Origin of the sequence: Xylanivirga thermophila, assembly GCF_004138105.1 — a bacterium.
Taxonomy (GTDB): Bacteria; Bacillota; Clostridia; order Caldicoprobacterales; family Xylanivirgaceae; genus Xylanivirga; species Xylanivirga thermophila.
This window is the reverse complement of record NZ_RXHQ01000036.1, coordinates 1-26,320: the sequence shown is the minus strand read 5'-3', so window position 1 is coordinate 26,320 and position 26,320 is coordinate 1. Positions and strand designations below refer to the sequence as shown.

Sequence of the window (26,320 nt, the reverse complement as noted above, 5' to 3'; positions counted from 1 at the left end):
GAAATTATTGCTCAGACCAAAAAATGAGCTGTATCACAACAACTTTATGATCAAAACAAAAAGCCCGTAGGCCTTGCAATATGCAGGGCCTAGGCCTTTTTTTCTGTTTTTTGCTGCGAAAGTCAAGTTAAATTATTTGATTTTCAAGAATTTTAAATAAAAATTAGTCTAAATCACATACTTTGTATTTTAGTTTCTAGTAGATTTCATAAGCCCTTTATATGGTATTTTTTCTCCATCTCTTATTAGAAAAACTTCTTCATCAGTTCCAACATACTCAATATATCTTTTCACAATAACATCTGCGTATTTTTCATCAAGTTCTATAGCATAGCAAATTCTTCCTAACTGCTCACAGGCAATTAAAGTAGAACCACTGCCAGCAAAAGGCTCTAATATAATACAATTACTCATACTGCTATTTTGGATCGGATAAGCTACAAGAGGTACTGGTTTCATAGTTGGATGAAGTTCTGATTTTGTAGGCCTATCAAAATTCCAGATAGTTGTTTGTTTTCTATCTGCATACCATCTATGCTTTCCCGTAGGTTTCCACCCATAAAGAATAGGCTCGTGCTGCCATTGATAATCAGAACGACCTAATACCAATGATTGCTTGGCCCAAATACACACATTAGCAAGATGGAATCCTGCATCCTTGAAAGCCTTTCTAAAATTTAACCCTTCTGTATCTGCATGGAATATATAAGCTGCAGCACCATCCTCAAGAGAATTAAATATATTTTTAAACGAAGCTAATAGGAATTCATAAAAGTTTTTATCCTCCATATTATCGTTTTTAATCTTTCTCTCATTTTCACTTCCAGCAGTGTAATTTACATTGTAAGGTGGGTCAGTAACACATAAATTAGCTTTCTTTCCATCCATCAGTTTCTCATAAGTTTCTGCCTTAGTGCTATCTCCACAAATAAGTCTGTGCCTCCCAAGTATCCAAATATCACCCTGTTTTGAAATAGGCTCATCTTCTAATGCTGAATCTACATCAAAATCATCATCCTGCACATCTTTATCGTGGATATTACTAAAAAGCTCATCTATTTCTGCAGCATCAAAGCCTGTAAAGTCTATATCAAAATCTAGTTCCTTTAAATTTTCCAACTCTAAAGCTAACATCTCATCATCCCAGCCTGCATCCATAGCCAGTCTATTATCTGCTAAAATATAGGCTTTCTTCTGGGCCTCTGTTAAATGTTCCACTAACACACAGGGAACTTCTTTTATTCCTTCTTCCCTTGCTGCCATTACTCTGCCATGACCAGCAAGTATGTTATAGTCCTTATCTATAAGTATGGGATTTATAAAACCAAATTCTCTAAGGCTACTTCTAAGCTTATTAATTTGGTCTTTGCTATGAGTTCTAGCATTATTTGCATAAGGTATTAATTCATCTATGTCAATTAATTTTAATTCTTCTGTAGTTTTCAATATTTCACTCACCTCCAAAAATTAAAAAAAGCACCTTAAATATATAGGCACTTAAATTTCTATACCCCCCCTATGGAATTTTGCGAATTCTTACACGAGGGGGCCGCCCCGTTCCTGGGCTAGAGGGTTTTAAAATCTTCACCCCGCCCTAGGGGTCAATAGGTGTAAACCTTTCTCTTCCATCTGCCGTCTTCCTTGGCAGTCTTCCTATCGTGGCAGGACTTGCACAGAGATTGTAAATTGTTAATGTCATAGAATAAGTTTTCGTTACCTTTATGAGGTTTTATATGGTCTACCACTGTTGCTGGGGTAATCCTATTATTCTTTAAACACTCTACACAGAGAGATTGTTTGTTTAATACATACCTTCTTAAATCTTGCCAGCGACTGCTGTTGTATAGTTTCTTATATGGTCTATTGCTACAGTTGTATTCTCTATTAATTTCCCTTTGATGCACCTTGCAATAGTTCCCTTCCGTTAGCTCTGGACAGCCTGGGTACTTGCAGGGCTTCTTTGGTTTCCTTGGCATCCTCTTTCACCTCTTTAAAGCAACTAGGGAACATGCAATACACCATATTAGGTGAGAGCCATGTTCCCCAGACGCATTTCTTACATTTATTCATTTGTTTCATCTCCTAAAATTGGGCATAGAAAAAAGCCCTCTTTGGGGCTTGTATTCAAGAATGCTGCGTTTCCTTGGAATCAAATTGATATAACCTCGGCCTATTCAAACAGCATATGGTGTTCTTGATTTTTCTATACCTTTACATCTTATATAATACTACATTTATTAAGTGGCTTTCAATGGCTTTTAGTGGCTTCTTTTAAAATTTCATCAATTTCTTTTAAAGCTCTACCATGAAGTCTCATTATCCACCTTTTATCATATCCCATACATCTAGCTACATCATCCCAGCCCTTGTTGTTTATATATCTCATCTCTAATAGCAGTTGGTAACTAACGTCTTCCACTTGACCTATGACATCCAGGATTTCTCTTTTTAAATCAATTAATCTATCAATATCATCATTTATTTCATAGCTTAAATCTATAAGTTTAACAGTAGCATCTTCCATAGGACTTGTTGTAGCTTTACCCCCAGATACCTTCTCCTGAGTAAAGTCTACAGTAACCTTCTCCGCTATAGCTTTCAGTCTTTCCATTTGATCCAGCTTATTATTTATACTTTTATCAAGCCACATAGCTTGAGATAGATATTCTTTAGCGTTCATTCTCATTACCTCCCATCTTTCTAACCCTCGCCTTTACTGCATTTAGCAATGCTTCTTGTCCTACTTCTTTACCTTCAAGTGCTTTTATCACATCTTCATCCATGGTATCTTTGGCTACTAAGTGATGGATGATTACATTTTGCTTTTGGCCTTGTCTATAAAGTCTTGCATTGGCTTGACTATATAATTCAAGGCTCCAAGTAAGCCCAAACCAAATGATGATATTTCCACCAGCTTGAAGGTTTAATCCATGTCCAGCACTAGCTGGGTGGGCCAGCATAATTGGTATTTTACCTTCATTCCAATTCTTTACATCTTCAGATGTATCAAGAACTGTTAAATCATCTCTTTTTAGGTGCTTTTTAATTCTATCTAAATCATGCTTATAGGAATAAAAGATTAATACTGGCTTTCCATTTGCAGCTTCTATAGTGTCCTCTAATGCTTTAAGCTTTGCATTGTGTATTTCTTTTACATCTCCGTTTTCATCATAGACAGCTCCGTTGGACATTTGGAGTAGCTTATTAGCTAAAACTCCAGCTGTATTTGCTACAATATCTGAATCCTTAAGTGGTAGTAATAAGTCCCTTTCCAGTTGGTCATACTTCTCCTTTGCTTTCTTTGGCAGATGAATTGGTATGATATTATTAATTCTCTCTGGTAGTTTTAAATAATCCTCTGCTTTCATACTGACACAAATATCTGATAGTTTTTCATAGATGGCTTCCTCGGCACCTTCCTTTAGCTTGTAGGTAAATACTATATGCTGATTTCTCTTATCTGGTAGGAAGTATCTCTCCCTGTACCCAGTAATGGTTTTTCCTAGTCTTTCTCCACCATCTAATAGATAAATTTGAGACCATAGATCTATAAGTCCATTTGGTGCTGGAGTTCCAGTAAGGCCCACTACTCGTTTCATAAAGGGCCTTACCTTTCTTAAGGCTTTAAACCTTTGTGCTCTATGGGATTTAAAGCTGGATAGTTCATCTATTACCACCATGTCAAAGGGCCAATCCTTACCACATTTATCTACTAACCACTTCACATTTTCTCGATTGATGATGTAAATATCAGCTTTTGTGTATAAGGCATTGATTCTTTCTTTTTCCGTTCCTAGAACCTTTGATATTTTTAGATGCTTTAGATGATCCCATTTAGCTGCTTCTTCATCCCATGTACTTTCTGCTACACGAAGTGGTGCTATAACTAATACTTTTGATACTTCAAAGTAATCAAACATCAATTCATCTATGGCTGTTAGTGTAATAACACTCTTGCCCATTCCCATATCCAGCAGTAATCCTGCTTTTTCTTTATCTAAAATCCACTGAGTGGCGTATTCTTGATAATCATAAGGTTTATATTTCAATCAACCACCTCCTGTAAAAATACATTTATTTTTTCATATGAATCTATTACATAAACTTTAAAGCCTAAGCTTTCCAGTTGCTCTTTTCTTTTTAATTGGAGAGGCCTTAAATTTTTCCCAAGTGCTTTTAGTTCTACAAAGTAGATTTTTCCTTTTGGTAGTAAGACTAATCTATCAGGCACACCTGCCATTCCTGGAGAGGTGAACTTAAGTGCAAGGCCACCTAAATCTTCTACCTCCCGTTTTAATCTAGCCTCTATTTTACTCTCTAAAATCTCAAACACTCCCCATTTCTTAAACAAGTACAAATCTTGTTAACAATCTTGTTAATCTCTACACTTCAGTATTTATAAGGCTTTCGGCAACTTTTAAAAGGTTTTCAATAAACAAGTAACAAGAATTTCCTATAGACTACTCTTAATTATAGAGATTAGGCATATACATATACCTATATATTCTTTATTTTATTTATCTATATATATAATCTTGTTTATCTTGTTAATAATATAAGTTAAAGCCTTAATATAACTAGGGTAGGGGTGGTAAACAAGAATGGTAACAAGGCTAAATCTTGTTTAATCTTGTTTATCACATCTAACATAAATTCTCTGTATTCCATAGAGAGGAACTCTAGCATTTCCTAATTTATTTCCAGTGTACTTTTCCCATCCATCAATCTTTCTCATTATTGCATTTATCTCATAAGAGTCTATCTTTCTCATGGCAGTAGCTTCTTTACCAAATAGCTCACACCAAATTTCCATGGTGCAGACTTGCTCTCTTCTTACAGTTCCTATAACATTATCGCTAAACTCATCACCACGAATAAAGCTTCTTCTTGCATATAAGTCCATATCATCCCAGTTCGTTGGAAGGAGCATATCTAAATATTCTCTAACTACTCCTTCTCTATCATCACTTTCTAAAGCATCCACTTGGGCTGCATTTGCTATTTTTTCAGCTTCATTACTTAATACTAAAGATTCACCTTTATGGTAATATTCCATTACTTCAGACCAAACTTGGTCTACATCATCTATATCCCAAGGTTTTAATTTAGTATCTCCTGGAGTCTTAACTGGCCAAAACCTACGCCCACCAGTAATATCCCTTAAAAATCCTGCTTCTTGATTTGTGGTGCCTACAATAATACACTGTCTTGGATGGTCTTCTACTGAGTATCCATAACTTGCTCTAAACTTATCATCTTGCCTTGATAAAAAAGACTTTAATGTCTCTTCATCAATTTTTCTAATTCCAGCTAGTTCTCCAATTTCAAGTATCCAGTAACCTTGAAGTTTTTCCGCTGCAGTTTTATCTCTCATATCTGAGATGGAAAGAGAATCACTAAAAAACTTTCCTCCTAGCTTTGAAAACAAAGTACTCTTTCCTATTCCCTGTGGCCCATTTAAAACTAGAACTGTATCAAATTTAATTCCTGGATTCATGGTTCTTGCTACTGCTGCAACTAGTGTCTTTCTCGTTGCTTCTCTGGTGTAGATATTATCTTCTGCTCCTAGATATTTAACTAATAGGGTATCTACTCTTTTAACACCATCCCATTTTGGAAGATTTAATAGATACTCCTTTACTGGATGTCTAGACCTTTCAACGGCTACTTTTAATACAGCCTCCTTAAGCTTTCCTGGTGCATAAAGGTTATAGTTTAAATCAATATATCCAGCAAGAGATGCTTCATCAGTTTTATTCCACCCAGACTTTAACCTTTTCCAGGGAACATCTCCTTCTACATCAACACCTTCTCGAAGCTCGTTATAAAAAATACTGTTAAGTTGTGGATCATGTCTTAGTATAAGAATTATATTGGTAAGGGTATTTTTAAGCTCTCCCTTATTATTAATTTCAAGGTTTACTTGCCAATCTTCCTCATTAAAATCCTCACTAGCCGAAGCCATCCTTTCACTAGCTATAGTCTTTTTAACCTCTAAATCCTCCCTAGCTAAATCCTGCATAGAAAGATAAGATGGTAGCTTATTTACTGGTGTTCTTTCCTTTGCCTCTTCATCTAATTCACCGAACTTATGAAGTCTTACAAGGTCAAAAGCATTACATAGTTTGCCACTAATGGGGTCGGTGCCATGGTGTGAATATGCAAAGTCCCCATTTTCATATATAACTAATCCACCTGCAGATGATCCTGGAATATATGTGTATCTATTAGGAGTTTCACAAGGTGAGTAGATATCAGATAAAAACTTCTCAATTACATCAACTACAGAGTATGTCCTACAAAAGGCACCTACTACTCCTGGCTTTTCTTTAGGGTCTCCTTGTCTTTCTGCTAATCTCTTTCTATCCTCTTTAGTCCTTGAACTTTCAGGCCAATAGGATGAGTCTCTCCAATCTTTATACCTTGCAAGTATTTCATCTGGATCTACCCATTCTTCATCTAATACTTTGAAAATAAACTCTCCATCAGAAGAAGTTGATGGCCAATACATCAATCTATGTGGCTCATAGGTGGTATCATCAAAGAAATCTATGCCTAAATCTGCTGCAATTCTTCTCGATACTGCTCCATATTCATCTGGAGTTACTGCCCTTTTTAGTGGAATAACAAGTCTTAATCTTGGAGCTTTAGGACTGTGGCTGTGAGTTGAATACATTACACATCCATATCCAAACATGGTCTCAACACCTGCCCATAAATCTCCCTTAACAAAGTCAGCATCAAGTGTTACAATTTGCCTCCAAACTACATTATCAGCTTTTCTTCTGCCTTCCTTTAAAGTTCCACCTACAAAACCACCTACATCTTTTATTTCATCTTTCTTCGATTTAGATAGCTTCTTGTATTCTTCATAGGTTTCATAAGTTCTTATGGTACTGCTTAATTTATCTACCAATTCCGACCATAGCATCTCTCGATTCTTCCAGTTCATTTCTTTTCTACTTCTACCTGTAGCAATGGTAAGAACTCCATCATGTTTAAGTTTAGGTTCCTTAAGCTTATATGGCTCTTGCAAGTTTACTCACCTCCTTCTTAAGACCTTTCTTTGCTCCTTCTATATCTCCAGCTAATACCTGACCTCTTAAGGTTTTGATGGTTTGTCTAGGAAGAATTCCTCTATAGTCTTTTAGAAGTTTTATAAATTCAATGGTTTCTCTATTCATCCAAAGGTTCACACCTTTCATTAAACCTTTTTACTATAATCCCTAGTGACTTAGCCCTTTCAATTTCATTAAGCATTCCCACAGAGATTTTATCTCCAAAGGCCCATAGTTCATCACATATATTTAAAAGTTCAAGCCCTATATCTATTCCTGCGTTTCTTTCCTCTTCATCCTCGTCATCTAAAAACTGAGTAAAGATGGTATGAGGTGCCAAGGGAATACCACCCTTGACATAGGCATACCTTGAATAACCTATAGCTTTATTTATATTCCTTTTAACATCTCCCCTTAAGGGAGAACATACATAGATAATTGGTTTCACTAATATCACCTTTCTCTTTAGGTAGGTCGTATTTCATGACCCACCTAATCTTTTTTATAGTAATCACTCTCAAAGGCTTCAGCTCTTAATGGAAGTCCTGGAGCCCAAGGGATATCAAGTCCCATAATTCCCTCCACTTCTTCTAATGAGCCATTATCCTTTGGAACATCTAGTATAACTTCATCATGAACATGAAATACAATCCTATATCCGTACTTTTCAAGCCTTAGCATAGATTCAGCTAAACAGTCCCTTGCTATGGCTTGTATAATATTCTCTGTTGATTTTCCTCCATAGGTGTCAATGCGACCCCACTTCATTCCTTCTATACCTTCATAGGTTAACTTATCTTTATTAAATCTTTCATCAATTTCAATCCTAGGCCTTACATAAGCAAGACTTCTACCTGATGGCAGTCTTATAAATAACACTCCTGATTTAAAGTAGAACTTAAGACCATATTGCATACTAACTACAGTTCTTTCCTTAACTGCTTTAATTGCAGCACTTTCTACATCCCACCAAAGTCTAACTATATTTGAATTGGATTTTCTCCAAGCAGATACAAGCTCAGGTAGTTCTTCTTCACTAAGCCCCATATCTATTGCACCCATAGCCTTTAAGGCACCTTTACTTCCTCCATAACCTAAGGCCAACTCTGCAATCTTACCTTTCTGTCTTAATACGCTACCCTTATGAATTTCTTCTACAGGAACTCCAAACATCTGAGATGCTGAAGCTTCATATATCTTTCCATGGGAATTAAATACATCCATTCTCCATTTCTCTCCTGCAAGCCAAGCTATAACTCTAGCTTCAATGGCACTAAAGTCTGCTACAATAAATCTTGAATTAGGAGAAGGAATAAAGGCTGTTCTAATAAGCTGAGATAGAACATCTGGTACTGAATCGAAGAGTAGTTCTAGTGTTTCATAATCTCCAGCTAGAAGAAGTTCCCTTGCTAAATCCAAATTACTCATATCATTTCTAGGAAGATTGTGAACTTGAACTAATCTTCCCGCCCATCTCCCTGTTGCCGCCCCATAAAACTGAAGTAGTCCTCTAACCCTTTCATCTTTACACATTGCTCTATTCATGGCTTCATACTTTTTAACAGAAGTCTTTGACATGTCTTGCCTTAGTTCTAATACTCTTTTTGCTTTAGGACTTATATCTTTACTTAATAAATCTGATACTAAATCTTTTGTTAAGCTATCTACTTCTAATCCCGTCTCATCTTCAAGCCAGTTTCTTAGCTGTAATGGACTATTTGGATTATCTAGTCCTGTTAGTTTTACAGCTTCTTCATATAATTTCTTTTGGTATACTTCATCGCATTTAATTGCATTTTCTACTATTCCTTTATCTATTTTTACACCATATCCGTTTATTTCTTGGTCTATGAACCATAGTTTTAATTCCTTATATTCCATTGGGAAATTTTCTAACTTCTTTCTAATCTCCCTTTCAACTTCCACATCCCGTTTACAGTATTCTTTGAATGTTTCCCATTTAATTAAATCGTGATGGGGTAGGTTTCTAGTTCTACTTCCATTGGCTTTAGTAGGCCTGCAGGGTATAGAAAAATATCTTATAAGTGCTTTCCCTTCATCCATCTTCTGAGTTTCTAGCTTTAGGCACTTTGCTACTCCTGCAAGGCTTATGGGAAGTCCTAATGTTAAAGAATGTACCTGGGAACATCTCCACTGTTCAGGTAGCATTTCAATATTAAGGTGTTTTGATAGACATGTTCTCTCAAACTGTGCATTAAAAGCTGTTTTAATTATTGATGGATCTGTTAGTGCTTCTATAATTTCATTTGGTAGCTCTTCCCCTTGAGCTAAATCTATAATCTGCACTTCTTCATCATCAAAGGCATAGGCAAATAATAATATTTCAAAATCATCTGCTTCTGTGTAGGCGAAGACCCCAGAAGTTCTGAGGTCTATACTACTATAGGTTTCGATATCTATTGCTAAGGTCTTCATGGCCATTATCCTAATAGGTCATCATCTTCATCGGCAAAGGCTGAGAAGTCATCTGCAGCTCTAGACTTGCCACCTAAAGGTTCTCCGTCTGATAGCTTCATTGCATTATTTAAGGAGAAGCTGACTCCTGTTGAACCATTTACCGAATATGGAAAAGCTGTGATACTTAATCTTCCATAGCAGCCTGAGTAGACTTCCGATGGATCAAGGATTTCATTTAAGTCCTTATCTACTACTCCTGGTTTAGTCTTGGATTTTACATTTAAGAAATAACTGTCTTTGTAAGCTGGATCATCTGCTTTGTCTATATCTCCATCTCTTAGAGGGTTTCTAAAGTTGGCAGCCTTACCAAACTTAGAACCGTATCTGGATACTCCTTCTTTTGTAGCTTTTTCTATTGCCCTCTCTATAGCTTCAATGGTTTTCTTATCATCCTTTGGAATTATGGCTGATACTGAATACTTTTCATCTCCACCACCTATTCCTGCCTGTGGTTTAAATAGATAGGCATAGCTAAATCTCACTTTTCCTGTTATCACTTTACTCATTTTACATTTCCTCCTTAAAATCTATTTCTGCACTATTTTTAACTGCTACTCTTTTATCACTATCTGGCACCAGCTTTAATTTTCCTGGTGGTATTTCTATTAGGTCACCTAGTATTTCTTCAAATTCCTTTTTGCCTAGTTCTTTCTCTAGTTTTGTAAGGCTTAGCAAGGATTTTGAAAATATTTTCTCTTCTTCATATCCTGCATCAAGTAGCACTTTAGCTACCTTTTCCTCTGATGAATATCTTCTAGTTCTTCTTCCTTCTACTAACTTAAAGCCTGGCCACTGTTTTCCCTTATTTGCAGCTTCCTTAAATGCATATTCCTCTACATCCTTAGCCCACTTTACTAAGTCATCTATAGTTTCTAGGACTTCTACTATTTCTTCATCTGTAAGGGTTGGTGGTGGTCTAAAGTCTAAGCAGGCTAGTTTAAGATTATCTTCTGACCTCTTCCTACAGGAGTATCTAATTCTGCAAAATCTACAGTGGTCTCCAGACTTAAAATCTCCCTTGCCTTCATAGGCTAGTTCTGCTAAAGGCTTGACTATATTTTCAGCCCAATCAAGTAAATCATCTGCTGCTACTTCATCTGTAGATATATGGTCTAGCCTTGGCTGGCAAATAGTCATTTTGATGGTTTTTATATCATAAAGAAGTCCAAACTCATTAATTGCTCCCAGGCTATATAGTTTTAGCTGACTATTATCTTGTGCTTCTACTTTGATGCCTTTTCCAAACTTCAAATCTACTATTTCAAGCACATCATCTGATATTAAAACTAAATCTCCAGTACCAAAGCCTTCTCTTACCCAAGGGCTATAGTCAAGCCTCATCTCTAGAAGTATTAAAGCATCCTTAGTTCTTGCTTTGGCTTCATTGATTTTTTCTATGGCAAAGTTCACATATACATCCACATACTTTTCTAGTTCTCCACTATAAAATTCATTGGTCTTTAGTTCTTTTAATCTTTTGTTATAGTCCTTCTTTGATATTTCACCTAGATGGAGGGATAGTTTAAGTTCAGCAAGTGTATGGGCAAAGGTTCCTTCTTTTGCAAACTCACTGGACTCTTCAGACACACTTTCCTCAGCTCTAGGACTTGGAGTGCAAGCCATCCAACGGTCTGCACCTGAAGCACTTAATAGTGCATGGTCTGTCATTGTATTTCCCTCGCTGCGTCTAACAGTTCTTGATACTTTTCCTCTGGTACTTCACTTAATTTTTTGGCACCATATTTTGTTATTAGTTCTTTTACTTTAGCTTGTTTTCCTGAACGGGTTAAAACTGCAAGTACAGCCCTCAAATCTTCAAATTTAATCTTTGGTACCTCTGGTTTTCTTTCCTCTTCCACCTCAGCATCATTTGTATCAGTAACTGATTTTGCTAAAGTTTCAATGCTATCTGCTAGACTTCTCAAATCTTCCACTACATTCAAAGCTAGTTTCATTCTGCTCATTCGACTCTTCCTCCTCTTCTAAACTCATTAATTGCTTTGCTAACCTTTTAGCTACAATACTCATTGCTGTAAGAACGCCGATCATTTCCTCATTTTGGGTTTGCATATTTTCACCTCCTACTTATTAGCCGTTTCGGAGGGGAGCCTGGTAACCTATTTTTAAAATTTATTTTCCCCCTCACTTACTAGCCAATTTGGATAGCACTCTGGTAACCCTTTTTAGAAAGTTTTTTACTTCCTATTTATTAGCCGATGAAGGAGCTGTCTTGGTAACCTTTTTTATTAAAATATTTCTTCAGCTTTTCTAAAATCTTTTTATGCTTCTTACCTACTGTCACATGAGACTTTCTAATTCTTTTTCCTGTTTCTCTAGTAGTTAAATTTTCATAGTATAAGCCTGTGATGATTTCTTTTTCTTCTTTATCTAATTCTTTTAAGGCTTCTTGTAGAATAAGAAGGGTTGCTTTATCACAAACAATATCTTCTACTGATTGTCCATCTTCAAATTGCAGCCCTTCGTCTGTTAATCTTTCATAGGAATCCTCTTTACTTGGGATGAATTTAGGTCTACCTGTCTTTGGATCAATATCTATCCTCCCAACTTTGATGTCTTCCTCTAGATATCTGCGTCTTCTATCCATTTGGTAGTACTCTTTATAGACTTCCTCTGATACAGCTTGTCCTAGAATTTTATAATCTCTTTTTGACATAAAATTAGCCCCTCTCTCGGAGAGAAAAGGGCATGACAAGCAGCCTAAAAACTCACCTTTTTTTATTAGGCGAGCCTTTCGGCTGCTTGCTTATATATTAAAACTTGAATACGCATATTTAATAAATTTACTCTCTACTATATAAATAGAATTAGAGTTCGGTTTTTACTATTGTGTTTAAGAACGTATTTTCTGTTGTTAGCTTTTGTAATGAAAAAAAGCCAGACTAAAATGCCATGTGCTTTAATACACATTTGCATTTCAATCTGGCCATCAAGTAGCTCACAAGAGATTGTTTGTTTTATTTAGTTTTATTGTAAATATTGTTGCAGGTATCTTTTAACATTTCTATTTCTTCTGGTTCTACATAAGGTTCTAGAATGTTTTTTATATCTATTAGTGTTTCTTCCTCTTTACCACGAGCCTTAGCAGCTATTATTAGGGAATCTTCTTTTATTAGTACGTTGAATAATAACTTTTTATGTTCTCCATCATCCCTAACTTCTTTTAATAGAATAGGTTTACTTATAATCACCACACTCCTTTTTAGTCATGTATGCTTATTAGATAACATTAAGGCAAAAAGAGAGAATAAAATCTACTCTTCTTCTAATGCCTTTATAAAGTCTTCCCAGGCCTTTTCTGTAATATCTTTATTGCCTTTTATTTCATTTAATTGTTTTGCTTTTCTAAGGGCTGTTCTTGCAAGTTCAGAACCCTTTATATATTCTGGTAAGTCTAGTGGTATTTCATCCCTATCTTCTGATGCTAAGTCTATCATGTGCTCTTTTTCTTTCTGACTTAGTTTTAATATTTCTGCAGCTTCCTCAAGCTTTTCAATATTAGGGGGGTTCCTTCTTCCTTTCTCGATATCACTCCAATAGGGGGCTGAAAAGTCAAGTAAATCTGCCATGCCTCTTAAAGTAATACCATTATCCTTCCTTTTTTCAGAAATATACTTTCCAAATTTATTCATTGTTTTCTCCTTTCTTTTATATTATAGAGAACTGTTCTTTGTTATTTTTTGGGGCTATATTTTTTAGTCTTATCTTCGCTGCTGTTAAAGAAACGTCAAAAGAATCTGCTATCAAACTAGCTACCCCATCTGACCAAAACCCTGTATAGATATCTACCTTACCATTTTTATCATATAGCTTATCTATTCCCAGATACCTTGAATACCTAGCAATTGCTTCTTGTAGTGGCTTCTCAGGCATTAATAGAGCTGATGCAAGGTAATCTGCTTGCCATTCCATCCAATCATCGTCAGTTACTAATTGTTTTCTACCTGTGGATTCAATATCTGTGGTGCGGCATTTAATTGCAGTTATTCTGTCCTCAGGCATTAAGTCAAATAAATTCAACTGGTTCTTATCTACCAAATATTTATTCCTGTGTAAGAACCAGTGTGCAACTTCATGGCAATGGGTAAACCTTCCTCTTCTTCTTTGATCATCTTCAAGCAGACTACTGTCTATAAGGATAGTTCCTTCTTCTACGGCTAGTCTTTCAGCCTTATTTCTTTCTGCATCATACACTGGTACATATCCATCATTAAAGACAATCATCCCAAGTATAGACCTATTATGAGTTAAGTCTTTATAGTCCACTTCTAGGCCTGCATAGCACTCTGATAGGTGTTCAACATCCAAAGCTGCAGGTTCTGATAGCAAGCTTGGCTTATAATCCTCTAAAATCATTCCAGCAATATATTCAATATCATCTTTTGATAAGATTGGTACTCCGTTTGCTTTTGAATTGAAGCTAAAGTTTATCATATTATTACCCCTTTCATTTATGCTTGTTAGCTATTATGATTACATTATACTATACCAATATATTCCTGTCAATAAAAAATACCCCAGCAGATTATCACAATCCAGCCAGGGTGCTCTTTTTACTTATCTACTTCCAATACCACTCTAAACTTTACAGAAAACGGATTAGCAGCCTCCGATTCTGGAAGCCCATCAACTATTTCATAGTCTTCATCAAACTCATTAAAGAAGTCCTTATACTCATCATAGCTTGGAAATATTATGCCATCCATAGATCCCCTTCTAATCTTGCTTTTAATATAATCTGATAAACAATACATTAAAAAATCTTGATGCTCTTTACTAAGTTCTTCAAATCTCATTTTTATCCCCTCCTACTTTATATATAGAAATAGGAAGGCAAAGTTACTATTGTGAAAATAAAATAGACTCGGGATTTTTTTCCCTTGTCCATCTGGTCTTTTTTGCATTTCTAAAATATTCTAGTAACTATTCCTATTAAAATAAATACTAAAATCATATATGAGGTTATGCTGTTAACCAACGTAAGCCACTTAGGAACTCTCAGCTCATCCTCCGACTCTACAGGAAAACTCTCTAGTGCAGCAATTTCCTCATCAGAAGCTCCTCTTGCAGTTAACTCTTCTACAGCCATTTCGAACTTCTTCATAGCTGGTATTGCAGCAATGTATGCTTTCATATAATTAAAGATTAAATGAGCCAGCCCATTGATTAAGGCAGCCCAGAAAAATACCTCTGTACCGTATAGTAATGCAATTGATATAGATATTACAATAATAGCCTTCATAGCAACTCACCTCTTTTGCTATATTTTAGCATAACTTATGCCAGATAACAATTGAGAAAAATTAAAACTACTCCTGTACTAAATGGACTCTACCATAGATACGATAGAGTAGCTTAGGACAACCCTTATTTATAAATATTGTTTTCTTACCCTTCCTGAAGGCTTATTTGTCATGCCTTTCTTTTTTTTTCTACTATTAGTTCTAGTTTTCTTACTTACATACTTAACTTTCCATTACAAATTTTAGTAACTTTGTGGCTTATTTCATTAAGTTTAGACCTGTTTTATACCTGGATGGACTTTTTGAAGTGGACAAGTGTTTTTTATGTCAATATTAGAGAATATGGATTAAAAAACATCCCACAAGTATTTCTACCTGTGAGATGTTCTTGGAACTTATTATTAAGCTTCTGGTGTTTCTACTTCTGCTTCTTCTGCTTCGCTATCTGGTTGTCCGCCAAACCAAATTTGTAGAGTACCGCTACCTTCTTCTACATCTTTTGCAGTTTCAGCTGCAGCAAAATTTTCATATTTAGTAGTAGTACCATCACCTTTTGCTTTTACTAAATATTGTGCTTCTAACCCTGATCCTACAACCCAATTTACGTCTCCAGCTGCATTTGGTTCATCAATCCAAATAGCTGGTGTCTTTATAGTATCATGAGTAAATCCGTTTACAGTTAATTTTGGTTCTGGTTCTACACCTTGGCCTTTAGATACTTCGATTCCACCAAATGGGTTATTAACTGATTTTCCATTAACGACTTCAACTTTTGAACCGTTAACTAATAGTCCAGCATTAGCATTAGTCATAGTTACATTTTCAAGTACTATTCCTGTTACCTTATAAGCTTGAATTGCAAATGCATTATTGCTTTCCCAATTTCCTGGGGTTCCCATTGCTTTGTCAACAGTTAAGTTTTTAAGTGTTACATCATCAGCAGAAATAATTACAGTACCAGTTAAAGTATTATCTGCACCATCAATTATTACTGCTTTATTAACGTCTAACGTTTTAGTTAATCCTATATCTTCTGTTAATACAATGAAGTTTCCTTCAACAATAGCGTCTTTAAGTTCTTGTTCTGTTTCAACTTCAGTAGCATTTACCATTAGTTTAATTACTACTGGTGCTGCTAATAAGTTTTTATCACTTGTAGCAGTTGTTTTTACTTCAGTTAATACTACATCAACTAATGCTTTATCTTTCTTAATTCCTTCAATTTTATCATCTTTAACTGAAACTCCATCAGCGTTTGTTAATGTGTATTTTATAGTATCAGGTTGTATGTTTTTATTATCAGTACCTTTCATCACATTACCGTATTGGTCTTTAAGAACTACATTAGCTTTGATAACTTTATCAAGTTCAGTATCTTTAACTCCACTGATTTTCTCGGATAATGTTAAGTTTTCTACTTCTGCTGTTTTAGCAAATGGAGCAGTTTTAACTACTTCAAATTCTAATGTGTCGATTACTAATGAACCAACTTTTACTTCAACATATGCTGTTCCAGCTGCTTTTGCTGTAACTTTTTTATTGTCTGTAATAGTTAATAATTTTTTATCTTCTTCTTTAATTTCTTTACCATCTTTATCTACTTCAGTCAATGTGATATTAGTGTTTTTAACTGCACCAATTTTATTTCCATTAACATCAATTTCGTTAACTACTACATCTGTACCCTTTGGTAATTTATCTTTATCGTCATTATCGTTACTAACATCTAACTTAGTAGCGTCAACTACTGCTTCGTATGTTGCTAGTTCACCAGCTTTTACTACTGTTACGTTGATTGTTTCTTTTAGTGTAAGGTCGTCATTTACTTTGTAGCTTACGGCTACAGTTGTTGTTCCTTCTTTAACTCCATGGATTACTACGGAATTTTCTGCAGGTGTTGCAGTTGCGATTGTACTTGCAGCTGATTTAACAGTTGGAGCCTTGTCAACTTTTGTTCCGAACTGGTCTTTGAAATCTACTTTAACTGTTGCTTCCTGTCCTGCAACTACGGATACGTCAGTCTTATCTAATTCCATAGTAGCAATTTCTGATTTTGCTCTTACTACTATTTTGATAGTATGTTCTAATTTGTCATTTGCTTTTACTTTAACATATCCTTCTCCTGCTGAGATTGGTTTTATAGTCCCATCAGCTTCAACTATAACAATAGCTGGGGTTACGTTAGTAACGGTTAAGTTATTCTCTGCTGCAGGCAGGCTCTTACCATATTGGTCTTTATAGTAAAGAACTAATTTTTTAGTTGCAGCTCCATTATTATCATAATCATCTACATAAACAAAATCTGCTTTCTCGTCAGCTTCTAACTTTTCAAATGCTTCTGTTGTTTTAACTGTGTTTGTTCCTGTATAAATGTTAAATCCTACAAATGTAGCTTCTAAAGCATCCTTAACCTTAATAGTTGTAGGAGCTGATTTTACGTAACTATCTCCAACTTTAACTTTAGATACTACAATAGCTGATTTTCCATCAGCATTTGCTTTATTACCAACTTTTCCGTCGTTTCCTACTACATCAGTATTTGATGATTCAAATTCCACGAGAACTTCGCCTGAAACATCTCTACCTAACTTGTCAGTTACTTTAACAACAGTTTTTAAATCTGTTCCTGGAGCAACTGTTGTTTGTGTAAATTCTACTTTAGCAACATCTGCTGCTAAGTATATGAAAGCTTCTGTAGCTGTTTTCATTACATTGCCATCAACATCTTTTACGTTTGATACTTCTACAGTATAAATACCTTTGTCAGCAAATTTATCAAAGAATGTTAATGTAGCAACATCTTTAGCTTCATTCAATTCTACTTTACTAACAAAAACTAGGTTACCATCTTTATCTGTAACTTTGAAGTTAGCAGGTTTTACTTCTTTAACTTCTTTGTTGAATTTAACTTCAGCTTGTGTACTGTTAATGGCACAAACCTAACCTGGAATTTTGGCTTTTTTGAGTGCCCCTCAACCCCAACGGGCACAAGGGATTTGGCGATTTCTTCAGTTGGTAGCTTAGTAAAAAACGAGTGAAAAAAGAGTAGTTTGTGGAAGAGCTTAGGAAAAGATGAGTGAAAGCTGTAATAGGAAAAAAAGAAAAGTCCCGACAAAACCGGGAGGGACCGGAACCTTCAAAATGAAAAAATGGAGATGAACAATCCAAATCCCGAAAACCCCGTAAAACCCGATAGAAAAAAAGAGAAGAAAAAGGACCTTGTAAAATAAAAGACTATATATAATATGTAGAAACTCGTCACAAACTCCAGAAAATAGGACAAGAACCAACAAAAAATAGAACACCAAACGCCTTAATACGGTTAACCCCCTATCTCCTCACAAGTTACCTACTTTTCTATCAATCTTTCAAATACCCCATTTTTCGCCGGGACACCGGGTTGGTCGGGAACTCAAGAGGCAAACAACGAAAAAAGCGGGGATGGTTTTCCCATTCCCCGCTAGGCTTGCAGTACGCTGTTCAATTGCTCTTCGTATCCGTACTTTTTGAAAAACTCCGCCAAAGCAACCTCGATGATGTCCCTCTGTGTGACGTTGAACTCCTTGCTGAAATCATTCAGCAAGGTCTGCAAGGAGGTCGGAAGCCCCAGCGTCTTGTTGGCTTTGGCTCCTTTGAACTTGTAGCGCGGAAGCGTACCGCTGTTCTGCGGCTCTAGTAGCTCGTACAATCGTTCCTTCTTGTCCAGCAAATACTCCAACAAGTCCCGATACTCGTCCGGCAGCCCTTCTACCTTTCCGGATGCTTTGCCTTGCGTATGTTTGGATTGCACTCGCTGTTTTTTCGCCATGTTTTCATCGTATTCGTAGTTGTTGGTGTCGCTGTTCCACACATACCCTTGCGCCTTCATGTATTCTCCCATCTCTTCGATGGTGGAAAAGCCGTTTTTGATGGCGACCTGCCTGATGTCCGCATACTTTTGTGACAACTGCCTGACTATCTGCGCCGCCTTTGTCGGGAGGAAACGGGCTTCCTCCACCGCATCCGTCCCTCCTTCTCCTCGCGGCTCAAACGTTTTGCCGTTCCAGCGGAACCCTTTCCGTCTGAAATACATGTCGATGGTTGACCAGTTCTTGTTGCCGAAATGTTTCACTATCTCCTCTTTTGTCTTTCCTTCTGCCAACATGGCAAGAGTTTGGCTGATTTTCGGGTCCTCATATACCGATGGGTCAATCGTTGTCATTTGTCCATTCCTCCTTAGAAATCAATTTGGTTGACGGCTTCTTTGAGGTCATTTGGATGAACATGCAAATAGACAGACGTGGTTTTGACGCTGGCATGTCCCAGCAGGCGCTGAATGACCGCCACGTGCGTGTCCTTCTTGACCAGATAGCTGGCGAAGGAGTGGCGGAGAATGTGGCTGGTGACGTGTTTCGTGATTCCTGCCTTCTTGCACGCCTCTTTCAGGACTCGGTTGACGTATTGGTCGCTGACCGTTCCTGTCTTTTTGAGAGCGAAAAAGAAGAGAGAATCGGTCTTTGGTCGATGGAACTTCAAGTATTCCTGCAATTTCGATTTCAGCCTATCGCTCATCGGCACGGTCCGGTTCTTCCCGCCCTTTCCGTTGATGACTTGGATATATCCGCCCTCTAGGTTGACGTCATGCAGCGTGAGGTTGATGCATTCACTCACTCGAAGTCCCGTGTACGCCATCGTCATCGCAAAATAGTGCAGAACCGGATGGTCAATCGCCTGAATGATGGCTTCCACCTCTTCCCGGCTGAGGTAGATGCGCTCCGAATCCGGCACTTTGACACGCTCGAAGTCTTCAAGAGGATTTTCGGACAGTATCTTCTTTTTCTTCATGCATTGGAAAAAGGTTGATAGAGCATTGATTTTGCGGTTCACCGTTCTCGGCTTGCAGCCTCGTTCATTGGTCAGGTAGCTGACAAACTCCTCCACGTGCCGCGCGGTGATTTCATCCACAAACACGGGACTGTTGGACTTTGACGTCATCCAGCGGTTGAATTGGTTGATGTCGACGAGGTAACCTCTCATCGTTTCCCCACTCATCCCCCGCATCGAAAGCCATTCTTCAAATACAGGAATGGCTTGGTTCAGCAACAGGTTTTCCGTTTCTACTTGTCTCATCTGCTATCCTCTCCTTTTTTGACACGTATTTTGTGTATAAGAAAGGCAAAGGTCTGCCCTTTGCCTCGTTTCCTCAAAATCCGTACCAGCTTCTTGCCGTTTCATCCATTTCAAGCGGATGTGGCTGCTCGCTGATGAGTCCCTTGAGCGTTTCTAGCGAAATTTTGATGTTATAGGTTGTATCTTGAAGTTTTTTCGGCACATTGGCAGTTCCAAGCGCTTTCTTTCGCTCTTCTTGCTCATAATTCTCGAATATCTTCGTTCGCTTCGTGGCTCTATCTCCTTCCGTCACCAGCCATCCTTTCTCTTTCCAGCTCCGAATCACCACTTTCGGGTCCTCAAATCCCCCTTCGCGCAGTTTCTGTTCGAGGATGTGCTTGAGAAAGGCGACTTCCACATGGTCACGGTGAAAGAACATTTTCCCCCAACAGTTGGCAGGACTGACGATGTTTCCTTCTCTGCGAAAATTATTCTGATGCTGGACAAATAGTTGCGTAACGTAGTTGAATGCCTTTGCCCCATTGTCCCTCGCTATCATCCGTTCTTTCTCCTGCTCTACCAGAAAGGAAAGAATGCTTTCCAAGTCTAGGGATAGGCTGAGCGACTGGTTGGCAATGTCCCCTGCCGCAAGGAGGATAGCGTATTTCTTCGCAATCCGGGTACGGAATGGTGAATCTGGCAAGGTTTCACGGCACACAGTCTGCCATTTCTCCCATGTCTTGTCGATGATGTGGAGCCCCGATTCAAACAAATATTGAACGAACGCTATCCCCGCATGACCATAGTGATTTCGAATGACTTTTCGTATGGCATCCGCATTTTCGGCAGAACTTGTCCACGGAATCTCGAAGAACTCAAAGGCACGAACCGTCAAGCCGACGTTTTGGTTCGTTCGCTCAAAGATGGACTGCTCACCCGTCGAAAGGATGGTGGTTGCCCATGTCCCCTGCTTTCGCTGCTTCATTTCGTCGTTCAGCCGTGACTTTTCTTGTCCAGCCGCCAGGACATAGAGCTCGCTGGTCAATGATTTGGCGTGGCTCATGGAGAGCTCGTCCAGTACAATGGGGATGCCGTAGTTCCCGCTCATCATATTGATGATGGCGTTGCTGGTGCCGTTCCATGTCTTTTGCAGACCTTTCTTCTTGTTGGACGGCATTCCCATGACAGAAACCGCCAGAAGCGCAGCCGTTGTTTTCCCTTTGGTGCTGTCACCTGCCAGATGGATGAGGAGCGTGTCGACCTCATCGTAAAATCTCGAGAGATACCCGACGAGAACGGAGGAAAAGCCAGCACATACCATCATTTCGAGCGGCGTATTGCCTTTGACTTCTTCCTGAATCATTCGTTTCCACGCATCCAGCGAGCCCCTAGGCTCCAAATTGAAGCATCCGCCTTCTGTATCATGGACGACGTTCGGCTTTGCTTCTTTTGCGAGCACATGATGATGGCGAAATACGAGATGACCGCCTTCCTCCTCGTGCCAGCCCACCTCCCGATACACTTCCCGGTGAGGTGCCAGCTTTTGTTGCTCTCTCAGGAATGTAGCGACAAGCTTATTGTTTTCATGGGATACGTCCAGTCCCTTTCCCGATAGCTTGATGAGTTCGCTTGGAATGAGCTGCCCCATGCCAATGTCAATCTCGTGAAATTTTCCTTTGTAGCGGTAGCACAGCTTCACATACACGTCTTTCGTATCTAGGTTTTGCACCGTTTCTTTCACAAACATCGGCTCGCTTATCTTGAAAGCAGACACTTCTCCCGTTTCCTTGTCCGTGACGTTCATGTATAGACCCTCATGTTTGAGCAGGAAGTGGTGAACGGGATACGTGTTCCCTTCTTCCAAACGGTGCTGGTCAATGATGAGCGGCTGGCGAGTTGCGTCTTGCTTCATGGATGAGGCTCCTTTCCGATGTTGAATGGTCAAAGGAGAGAAAGGCTCTCCCTTTTATTCAAAAGAAAGTTCGTCTAGGTCCATTTCCTGAGTAGGAGGAACGAAGCCGTCATCCTCATCCACCTCTTGAAGCTCATCAACGGCGCAGACATCGACAACATTCGCGTACACTTTTCCTTTCCATTCCCGGTGCTCCACTTTGATTCCGCACCGCTTGTATACGAGGTCATTCAAATCGACCACTGCCTTGTTCGTATCCATCGCAACGTCAATGAGTCGTTCGAGGAGGAAATTCGCCCACGGAGCCATCGGGAATGACTGCGTGACAAGGGCTGGAACCTCTCCTTCTATGACGAACGTGACGAGAGCCGTCTCCGAGGGACCCAGCTGGGTCGTTACTTGCTTTCCTTCTCGGACACTGGCAACCCGAGCATAGTGCCATCCCTCCGGTGGCATTTGGGAACCGTTGTTTCGTCTGTACTTCATATGCATTCTCCTCTCCTATGTATTTTTGCATACGCTGAACGATGAGCTGAGGTCATGCAGCCATCGTTGTCTTGTGAGAGGATTATCTCATATATTATTCACTTTGTAAATACGTTAATCTTTTAAAATAGGGAATTTTACATTAAGTTTTATTCATGTATAATGAATATATGCATTATTACATTCGCATATTCATAAACAAGGCAGAGGTTTCTGACGAAAGCGATAAGCCACCTATCGTGTGAGTATATTCACTCACTGTTCGATTAGTGGCTAATGCCATTGTGCCGAGCACAAAAAAATGATGAAAATATAAAAATTTTTTTCGGAAAGGTGGATGACATATGGAAAACAGCTTGCACAACAGAAACAAAAAAGCGAAAGAGCGAAAGAGAAAAAGACAACAGATTTTGCTCAAATTGGTAGATGAACAAGATTTTAAGGAACAAGATGACATCATCGACACTTTGAGAAACGACTATGGCATTCGAGTGAGTCAACCCACGCTGTCTAGGGACATGGACGAGTTGGACATCCAAAAAAACGAAGAAGGTTACTACAAGTCTTCGCAGGTGGCTCGGAAGAAGTTTCAGCATAGCCTGCTAAAAGAGTTGCTGGTGTCCAGCAACGCCGCTATCTGTCCGAACGTGGCGACCTATTTCATCCGAACCGAAGAAGGAAAAGCCCAAGAAATCGCCTACCACCTGCGAAAGACTTTCGATGATTCCATTCTCGCAACGAACGTTGGACTAGACTATATCATTCTTTTTGTCAACGCAGACAATACTCCAAAAGAGCTTTTGGAACTATTCGAGGATTAAGGCTTTCTGCGTTTGCCGATTTCTTCAATGACAATTTTCAACACTTCAATCAACCATTGAGGCATCGTCTTTCTCTCCTTTCTCCCTGGCTGACTAGAGAAGCTGGACGGCATCCAGCTTCTCTTGCCTTGTGGTTTGGATATAGTATTTCGCCGTCATGTTCACGGTCGAGTGCCCGGCGAGTTTGCTGACGGTGGTGAGGTCGACTCCCTTTTTCAGCAACCTTGTGCAGAACGTGTGACGGAACAGATGCGGATGCAGCTTGAAGCCGAGCTCTTTCGATATTTTGGCGAGCCATCCTCTCACCGCATCCCGATGCATTTTCCCCGCTCTCTGGCTCAGCAGAAGATAGGGGCTATCGCTGAAAACAGACCCGGAACGCTCTTCCTTCATGTACTGCCTTATCAAATATAGGACATCTTGTCTGAGCCCGATTTCTCGCCTCTTTCCGCCCTTTCCCGTCACTTTCAGGGTGCTGGTAAGGAAGTCGATGTCGGCGATTTGGATTCCCACCAACTCGCTCACCCTGACCCCCGTGTACAGCAACAGATAGACGATGAGCTTGTTTCTCAGCGTGACTTTTTGCCTGTTCTCCACATAGAAGAGCAGTTTTTCCACCTGTTCCTCTGTGAGCGCATCGACCGTCTCCTCGCTGCCATCGGCTATTTTGATTCTGTCTCGCTTCAGTTGGATAAACGACTCGCTGACGATTCCTTCGGTTCTTAGAAAATCGTTGTAAACCTTTAGACTGTTAATCTTTTTGTTGATGGTGGAAACGGCATAACCCTCCTTTATCAGATGCTCCTTGTATTTCACGAAAGAGAAGCGGGAAAGGACTGGCATGCCCTTCAGCTTCTCCTGCAAGTATGAATGGAATCCTTTCACATCGTTCACATATGACTCGATGGTTTTGGGGGCTTTTCCCTCCGCAAAAAGCCATTGTTCAAACTTCTCTATATCCAAGTCCCATCCACCTCCTACAATGCAAAAAGGCTATTGATGTACGTGGTTATACATCAATAGCCTTCTACCAGTGATATGTTTGCACGATTGCCTCTCTCCTTCCTACTCACGACAGTTATATAATAATGTCGGGAGTTTTTTGACGCTGGAATCATAGAGATTTCTTGTCGCTCATCGAATCTGCCATGTATGGTTGAAATCTATTTAGTTTTGTCGTGAGATTGCCGAAAGAAATGTCGTGAGTCGGTCTCATTCCCGGCTGATTCGCTCCAAGTACCGAATGTAGCTCTGCAATAGGTTCTGGTCGTCACGGTCTGCAATCCGGCGCAGAGCGGCTTCAATTTCTCGCTCGTTCACCTCAATCTCTTCGTCTACCACCTCATCCAGCAACTGCTGAACGAGCTCGTCCTCGCTAAGCATCTCCCCGTAGCCGTCCAATCCGTAGCTGTATTCCCGGTAGTACGGCACCCCGTCAATGATGATGCGATGGTATTTTGCCATATTTCCTTCATTCTCCTTTCTTCCTTAGACATATATTTCGTAAGCGATTGGCTCCCCATTCTTTATCCAAACCTCATACAATTTCTCCCCCGTTTCCTCATCTCCTACAAATCCCGCTATCCAATCGTTTCCGTTTCCATCGACATACGCTAGAGTCTCAAAAAGCAGCGGATTCGGGAGTTTTTCCAGATGCTCTTCAGGAACAAGATAGTTGTCTAGCTCTTCGTGATAGAATTCGTACGCTTCATAGCCCACCTCGTCAATGTTGACTGCCACGTTGAACGTTCTTTTCATTGTCCTTACAAACCAATCCATGTGTAACATCTTCTCGTCTCCTCTCAAATATATCCTTTTTCTTTCAGCGACAAATATCGTTCAGGGCAAACAATCAAATGGTCCAGCACATCGATGCCAACGATTCTCCCAGCCTCCACTAACCGTTTCGTTACCTCGATGTCCTCCCTCGACGGCTCGCAATGCCCGCTGGGATGATTATGGGCTACGATGATGGAAGCCGAGTTGGAGAGAATGGCAGCCTTCATCACCTCCCTCGGATGCACGATACTAGCGTTCAGGCTTCCGACATGGCAGACGTTGATGGCAGTCGGCTGGTTTTTCGTGTCAAGGCAGACAACGACAAACTTCTCGCGGTCAGCTTCAGCAAGGAATAGCTTCAACAACTTGTACGCATCCTCTGGGGATTTGATTTGCCGCTCCTTGTACAGCACGCTAGACTCTCGAACGAGCTTCAGGCTCACAATGTTGATGCGCTTCGCTGGCTGTTTGGCAGGCACCTCTCTTTCTAGCAACTCTAGCTGTTGGTGGTTGATTGTTTGATACTTGCTCATCCTTTTCCCTCCTAAAACAAAAATAGCCCCAATTCCCCTAAAGGAATTGAGGCTAGTCAAATTGTATAGAATTTGCATCTGATGTTCATAATTATATTAAATGCTTAAAAAGTTTTTTGATACGGTTTCTTAAAAGAGGTTACGGACTGATAGCAGGTTTACTAACAATTAATACAAAAAAGAAAAGCACCGCAGAGATTTCTCTCCGCAGTGCTTTTCGACATTTTTCGGGTGGCGGCAGGCACCAATCCCTTAACGCTCTCTGTCTTTAAAATTGTACTGACACCATTCTTTAAATTAATTAGTAAATTTGATAGTTACAGTTGAAGTATGTCCACTAGCATCAACAGCAGTTACTTTAACACTATCAGAAGCATCAGCACCTGTAATTGTTAATGCACCTGAAGTAATTGAAACAGTCATGCTGTCATCAGCATCTACTTCATCTGAAATAATATAGTCTACTGGTGTTAATGCTGTACCACCGTATTGGTCAGTAACAGTAAAGAATAAGTCAGTTCCCGCGTCGTCTACAGCTAAATCATCGCCTGAAGGTAATGAAGCTAGTGAATAAGTGAATACTCCTTCAGTAGCGTTAGATTTAATTGATTGTGCAACTCTTGCATCATCAGAAACTGTTACTGTTTTCTGGATTGTCTTTAATCCGTCAGCAGTATTTACAACAACAGAGATTGTAGCTGTACCTTTAGCTTGACCAAGAACTTTCATAGAAGCCTTGTCAACAGTTGCAACTGCTGGGTTGCTAGAAGTTACAGAGTTACTACTCAGGCATTGACATCTTAGGGTAGTAGATTATTGGAAATATCTGATTGATGCAATTTATCCCCAAGATGCATTATAATTATAGCATACATAAATAATGGGTGGTAATTGTAATGAACGA

Annotated in this window: 30 protein-coding genes; 1 reads left to right on the top strand and 29 read right to left on the bottom strand. The window is 39.0% G+C overall.

Translation table 11 applies throughout. The features are described from left to right. Positions 1-189: 189 nt before the first annotated feature. From EJN67_RS12315 to EJN67_RS12210, 24 genes are all read right to left on the bottom strand, one after another. Positions 190-1,446, bottom strand: a complete 1,257-nt coding sequence (locus EJN67_RS12315) for a site-specific DNA-methyltransferase (RefSeq protein ID WP_129724709.1) — start codon at positions 1,444-1,446, stop codon at positions 190-192. A gap of 155 nt (positions 1,447-1,601) precedes the next feature. Continuing rightward, the gene (locus tag EJN67_RS12310; RefSeq protein WP_129724707.1) at positions 1,602-1,976 is read right to left on the bottom strand and encodes an HNH endonuclease; all 375 of its coding nucleotides are present in this window, start codon (positions 1,974-1,976) and stop codon (positions 1,602-1,604) included. Between the two features lie 272 nt (positions 1,977-2,248). Further along, a complete protein-coding gene (locus tag EJN67_RS12305) occupies positions 2,249-2,680 on the bottom strand; it encodes a DUF1492 domain-containing protein (RefSeq protein ID WP_129724705.1) in 432 nt (143 codons plus the stop codon). Continuing rightward, on the bottom strand, positions 2,670-4,049 hold the full coding sequence (locus tag EJN67_RS12300) for an SNF2-related protein (RefSeq protein WP_129724703.1): 1,380 nt from the start codon (positions 4,047-4,049) through the stop codon (positions 2,670-2,672). Before EJN67_RS12300 ends, EJN67_RS12305 begins: the two co-directional genes overlap by 11 nt. After that, a complete protein-coding gene (locus tag EJN67_RS12295) occupies positions 4,046-4,324 on the bottom strand; it encodes a PDDEXK family nuclease (RefSeq protein WP_129724715.1) in 279 nt (92 codons plus the stop codon). Before EJN67_RS12295 ends, EJN67_RS12300 begins: the two co-directional genes overlap by 4 nt. Before the next feature lie 300 nt (positions 4,325-4,624). Then, positions 4,625-6,952: a virulence-associated E family protein gene (locus tag EJN67_RS12290; protein ID WP_129724713.1), complete on the bottom strand. Its 2,328-nt coding sequence runs from the start codon at positions 6,950-6,952 to the stop codon at positions 4,625-4,627. Positions 6,953-7,019: 67 nt separating this feature from the next. Further along, the gene (locus EJN67_RS14085; RefSeq protein ID WP_165000864.1) at positions 7,020-7,184 is read right to left on the bottom strand and encodes a hypothetical protein; all 165 of its coding nucleotides are present in this window, start codon (positions 7,182-7,184) and stop codon (positions 7,020-7,022) included. After that, complete coding sequence (locus tag EJN67_RS12285) at positions 7,177-7,506, bottom strand: DUF7768 domain-containing protein (protein WP_243641307.1); 330 nt, start codon at positions 7,504-7,506, stop codon at positions 7,177-7,179. Before EJN67_RS12285 ends, EJN67_RS14085 begins: the two co-directional genes overlap by 8 nt. A gap of 44 nt (positions 7,507-7,550) precedes the next feature. Continuing rightward, positions 7,551-9,494 (bottom strand): DNA polymerase, encoded by a 1,944-nt coding sequence (locus tag EJN67_RS12280; RefSeq protein ID WP_129724701.1) that lies wholly within the window; start codon positions 9,492-9,494, stop codon positions 7,551-7,553. Between the two features lie 5 nt (positions 9,495-9,499). Then, positions 9,500-10,042, bottom strand: a complete 543-nt coding sequence (locus EJN67_RS12275) for a DUF2815 family protein (RefSeq protein WP_129724699.1) — start codon at positions 10,040-10,042, stop codon at positions 9,500-9,502. 1 nt (position 10,043) lies between these two features. Then, positions 10,044-11,204 carry a DUF2800 domain-containing protein gene (locus tag EJN67_RS12270; protein ID WP_129724697.1) on the bottom strand — a complete coding sequence of 387 codons (1,161 nt, stop codon included), beginning with the start codon at positions 11,202-11,204 and terminating at the stop codon, positions 10,044-10,046. Beyond that, positions 11,201-11,500 (bottom strand): rRNA biogenesis protein rrp5, encoded by a 300-nt coding sequence (locus tag EJN67_RS12265; RefSeq protein WP_129724695.1) that lies wholly within the window; start codon positions 11,498-11,500, stop codon positions 11,201-11,203. Before EJN67_RS12265 ends, EJN67_RS12270 begins: the two co-directional genes overlap by 4 nt. Next, positions 11,442-11,606: a hypothetical protein gene (locus EJN67_RS14080; RefSeq protein ID WP_165000863.1), complete on the bottom strand. Its 165-nt coding sequence runs from the start codon at positions 11,604-11,606 to the stop codon at positions 11,442-11,444. Before EJN67_RS14080 ends, EJN67_RS12265 begins: the two co-directional genes overlap by 59 nt. Before the next feature lie 139 nt (positions 11,607-11,745). Then, positions 11,746-12,210 (bottom strand): sigma-70 family RNA polymerase sigma factor, encoded by a 465-nt coding sequence (locus EJN67_RS12260; RefSeq protein WP_129724693.1) that lies wholly within the window; start codon positions 12,208-12,210, stop codon positions 11,746-11,748. Positions 12,211-12,511: 301 nt separating this feature from the next. Next, entirely contained in the window at positions 12,512-12,748 is a 237-nt protein-coding gene (locus EJN67_RS12255) for a hypothetical protein (RefSeq protein ID WP_129724691.1), read from the bottom strand. Positions 12,749-12,808: 60 nt separating this feature from the next. Continuing rightward, positions 12,809-13,186 carry a helix-turn-helix domain-containing protein gene (locus EJN67_RS12250; protein ID WP_129724689.1) on the bottom strand — a complete coding sequence of 126 codons (378 nt, stop codon included), beginning with the start codon at positions 13,184-13,186 and terminating at the stop codon, positions 12,809-12,811. Positions 13,187-13,202: 16 nt separating this feature from the next. Continuing rightward, the gene (locus EJN67_RS12245; protein WP_129724687.1) at positions 13,203-13,988 is read right to left on the bottom strand and encodes an ImmA/IrrE family metallo-endopeptidase; all 786 of its coding nucleotides are present in this window, start codon (positions 13,986-13,988) and stop codon (positions 13,203-13,205) included. 119 nt (positions 13,989-14,107) lie between these two features. After that, positions 14,108-14,350 carry a hypothetical protein gene (locus tag EJN67_RS12240; protein ID WP_129724685.1) on the bottom strand — a complete coding sequence of 81 codons (243 nt, stop codon included), beginning with the start codon at positions 14,348-14,350 and terminating at the stop codon, positions 14,108-14,110. Positions 14,351-14,460: 110 nt separating this feature from the next. Continuing rightward, positions 14,461-14,796 (bottom strand): hypothetical protein, encoded by a 336-nt coding sequence (locus tag EJN67_RS12235; RefSeq protein WP_129724683.1) that lies wholly within the window; start codon positions 14,794-14,796, stop codon positions 14,461-14,463. A 402-nt stretch (positions 14,797-15,198) separates the two neighbouring features. Further along, entirely contained in the window at positions 15,199-17,613 is a 2,415-nt protein-coding gene (locus EJN67_RS12230; protein WP_129724681.1) for a right-handed parallel beta-helix repeat-containing protein, read from the bottom strand. A gap of 644 nt (positions 17,614-18,257) precedes the next feature. Beyond that, the gene (locus tag EJN67_RS12225; RefSeq protein ID WP_129724680.1) at positions 18,258-18,998 is read right to left on the bottom strand and encodes a hypothetical protein; all 741 of its coding nucleotides are present in this window, start codon (positions 18,996-18,998) and stop codon (positions 18,258-18,260) included. 14 nt (positions 18,999-19,012) lie between these two features. Continuing rightward, the gene (locus tag EJN67_RS12220; RefSeq protein WP_129724678.1) at positions 19,013-19,906 is read right to left on the bottom strand and encodes a tyrosine-type recombinase/integrase; all 894 of its coding nucleotides are present in this window, start codon (positions 19,904-19,906) and stop codon (positions 19,013-19,015) included. 73 nt (positions 19,907-19,979) lie between these two features. Beyond that, on the bottom strand, positions 19,980-21,797 hold the full coding sequence (locus EJN67_RS12215) for a DUF927 domain-containing protein (protein WP_129724676.1): 1,818 nt from the start codon (positions 21,795-21,797) through the stop codon (positions 19,980-19,982). A 54-nt stretch (positions 21,798-21,851) separates the two neighbouring features. Then, the gene (locus EJN67_RS12210; RefSeq protein ID WP_129724674.1) at positions 21,852-22,283 is read right to left on the bottom strand and encodes a hypothetical protein; all 432 of its coding nucleotides are present in this window, start codon (positions 22,281-22,283) and stop codon (positions 21,852-21,854) included. 344 nt (positions 22,284-22,627) lie between these two features. On the opposite strand from EJN67_RS12210, the gene EJN67_RS12205 reads away from it, so the two are divergent. Next, positions 22,628-23,104, top strand: coding sequence for an arginine repressor (locus tag EJN67_RS12205; protein WP_129724672.1), 477 nt, complete (start codon positions 22,628-22,630; stop codon positions 23,102-23,104). A 93-nt stretch (positions 23,105-23,197) separates the two neighbouring features. On the opposite strand, the gene EJN67_RS12200 is transcribed toward EJN67_RS12205, so the two are convergent. The 5 genes from EJN67_RS12200 to EJN67_RS12180 all read right to left on the bottom strand — a co-directional run bounded on the left by EJN67_RS12200 (position 23,198) and on the right by EJN67_RS12180 (position 26,205). After that, entirely contained in the window at positions 23,198-24,067 is an 870-nt protein-coding gene (locus EJN67_RS12200; RefSeq protein WP_129724670.1) for a tyrosine-type recombinase/integrase, read from the bottom strand. Between the two features lie 249 nt (positions 24,068-24,316). Further along, positions 24,317-24,568, bottom strand: a complete 252-nt coding sequence (locus EJN67_RS12195; protein ID WP_129724668.1) for a hypothetical protein — start codon at positions 24,566-24,568, stop codon at positions 24,317-24,319. A 24-nt stretch (positions 24,569-24,592) separates the two neighbouring features. Beyond that, entirely contained in the window at positions 24,593-24,892 is a 300-nt protein-coding gene (locus EJN67_RS12190) for a hypothetical protein (RefSeq protein WP_129724666.1), read from the bottom strand. 14 nt (positions 24,893-24,906) lie between these two features. Further along, positions 24,907-25,416, bottom strand: a complete 510-nt coding sequence (locus tag EJN67_RS12185) for a JAB domain-containing protein (protein ID WP_129724665.1) — start codon at positions 25,414-25,416, stop codon at positions 24,907-24,909. A gap of 297 nt (positions 25,417-25,713) precedes the next feature. After that, a complete protein-coding gene (locus EJN67_RS12180) occupies positions 25,714-26,205 on the bottom strand; it encodes an Ig-like domain-containing protein (protein ID WP_341538809.1) in 492 nt (163 codons plus the stop codon). Positions 26,206-26,320 lie beyond the last annotated feature (115 nt).

Excerpts from the sequence above, each read along its gene's own strand:
- EJN67_RS12210 (WP_129724674.1), bottom strand. The coding sequence starts at position 22,283 with ATGAAGTACAGACGAAACAACGGTTCCCAAATGCCACCGGAGGGATGG.
- EJN67_RS12185 (WP_129724665.1), bottom strand. The coding sequence starts at position 25,416 with ATGAGCAAGTATCAAACAATCAACCACCAACAGCTAGAGTTGCTAGAA.
- EJN67_RS12240 (WP_129724685.1), bottom strand. The coding sequence starts at position 14,350 with ATGAGATTTGAAGAACTTAGTAAAGAGCATCAAGATTTTTTAATGTAT.
- EJN67_RS12265 (WP_129724695.1), bottom strand. The coding sequence starts at position 11,500 with ATGAGCAGAATGAAACTAGCTTTGAATGTAGTGGAAGATTTGAGAAGT.
- EJN67_RS12305 (WP_129724705.1), bottom strand. The coding sequence starts at position 2,680 with ATGAACGCTAAAGAATATCTATCTCAAGCTATGTGGCTTGATAAAAGT.
- EJN67_RS12250 (WP_129724689.1), bottom strand. The coding sequence starts at position 13,186 with ATGAATAAATTTGGAAAGTATATTTCTGAAAAAAGGAAGGATAATGGT.
- EJN67_RS12235 (WP_129724683.1), bottom strand. The coding sequence starts at position 14,796 with ATGAAGGCTATTATTGTAATATCTATATCAATTGCATTACTATACGGT.
- EJN67_RS12195 (WP_129724668.1), bottom strand. The coding sequence starts at position 24,568 with ATGGCAAAATACCATCGCATCATCATTGACGGGGTGCCGTACTACCGG.
- EJN67_RS12205 (WP_129724672.1), top strand. The coding sequence starts at position 22,628 with ATGGAAAACAGCTTGCACAACAGAAACAAAAAAGCGAAAGAGCGAAAG.
- EJN67_RS12275 (WP_129724699.1), bottom strand. The coding sequence starts at position 10,042 with ATGAGTAAAGTGATAACAGGAAAAGTGAGATTTAGCTATGCCTATCTA.
- EJN67_RS12190 (WP_129724666.1), bottom strand. The coding sequence starts at position 24,892 with ATGTTACACATGGATTGGTTTGTAAGGACAATGAAAAGAACGTTCAAC.
- EJN67_RS14080 (WP_165000863.1), bottom strand. The coding sequence starts at position 11,606 with ATGCAAACCCAAAATGAGGAAATGATCGGCGTTCTTACAGCAATGAGT.
- EJN67_RS12290 (WP_129724713.1), bottom strand. The coding sequence starts at position 6,952 with ATGAACTGGAAGAATCGAGAGATGCTATGGTCGGAATTGGTAGATAAA.
- EJN67_RS12220 (WP_129724678.1), bottom strand. The coding sequence starts at position 19,906 with ATGAGACAAGTAGAAACGGAAAACCTGTTGCTGAACCAAGCCATTCCT.
- EJN67_RS12280 (WP_129724701.1), bottom strand. The coding sequence starts at position 9,494 with ATGAAGACCTTAGCAATAGATATCGAAACCTATAGTAGTATAGACCTC.
- EJN67_RS12215 (WP_129724676.1), bottom strand. The coding sequence starts at position 21,797 with ATGAAGCAAGACGCAACTCGCCAGCCGCTCATCATTGACCAGCACCGT.
- EJN67_RS12260 (WP_129724693.1), bottom strand. The coding sequence starts at position 12,210 with ATGTCAAAAAGAGATTATAAAATTCTAGGACAAGCTGTATCAGAGGAA.
- EJN67_RS14085 (WP_165000864.1), bottom strand. The coding sequence starts at position 7,184 with ATGAATAGAGAAACCATTGAATTTATAAAACTTCTAAAAGACTATAGA.
- EJN67_RS12225 (WP_129724680.1), bottom strand. The coding sequence starts at position 18,998 with ATGACAACGATTGACCCATCGGTATATGAGGACCCGAAAATCAGCCAA.
- EJN67_RS12270 (WP_129724697.1), bottom strand. The coding sequence starts at position 11,204 with ATGACAGACCATGCACTATTAAGTGCTTCAGGTGCAGACCGTTGGATG.
- EJN67_RS12245 (WP_129724687.1), bottom strand. The coding sequence starts at position 13,988 with ATGATAAACTTTAGCTTCAATTCAAAAGCAAACGGAGTACCAATCTTA.
- EJN67_RS12310 (WP_129724707.1), bottom strand. The coding sequence starts at position 1,976 with ATGCCAAGGAAACCAAAGAAGCCCTGCAAGTACCCAGGCTGTCCAGAG.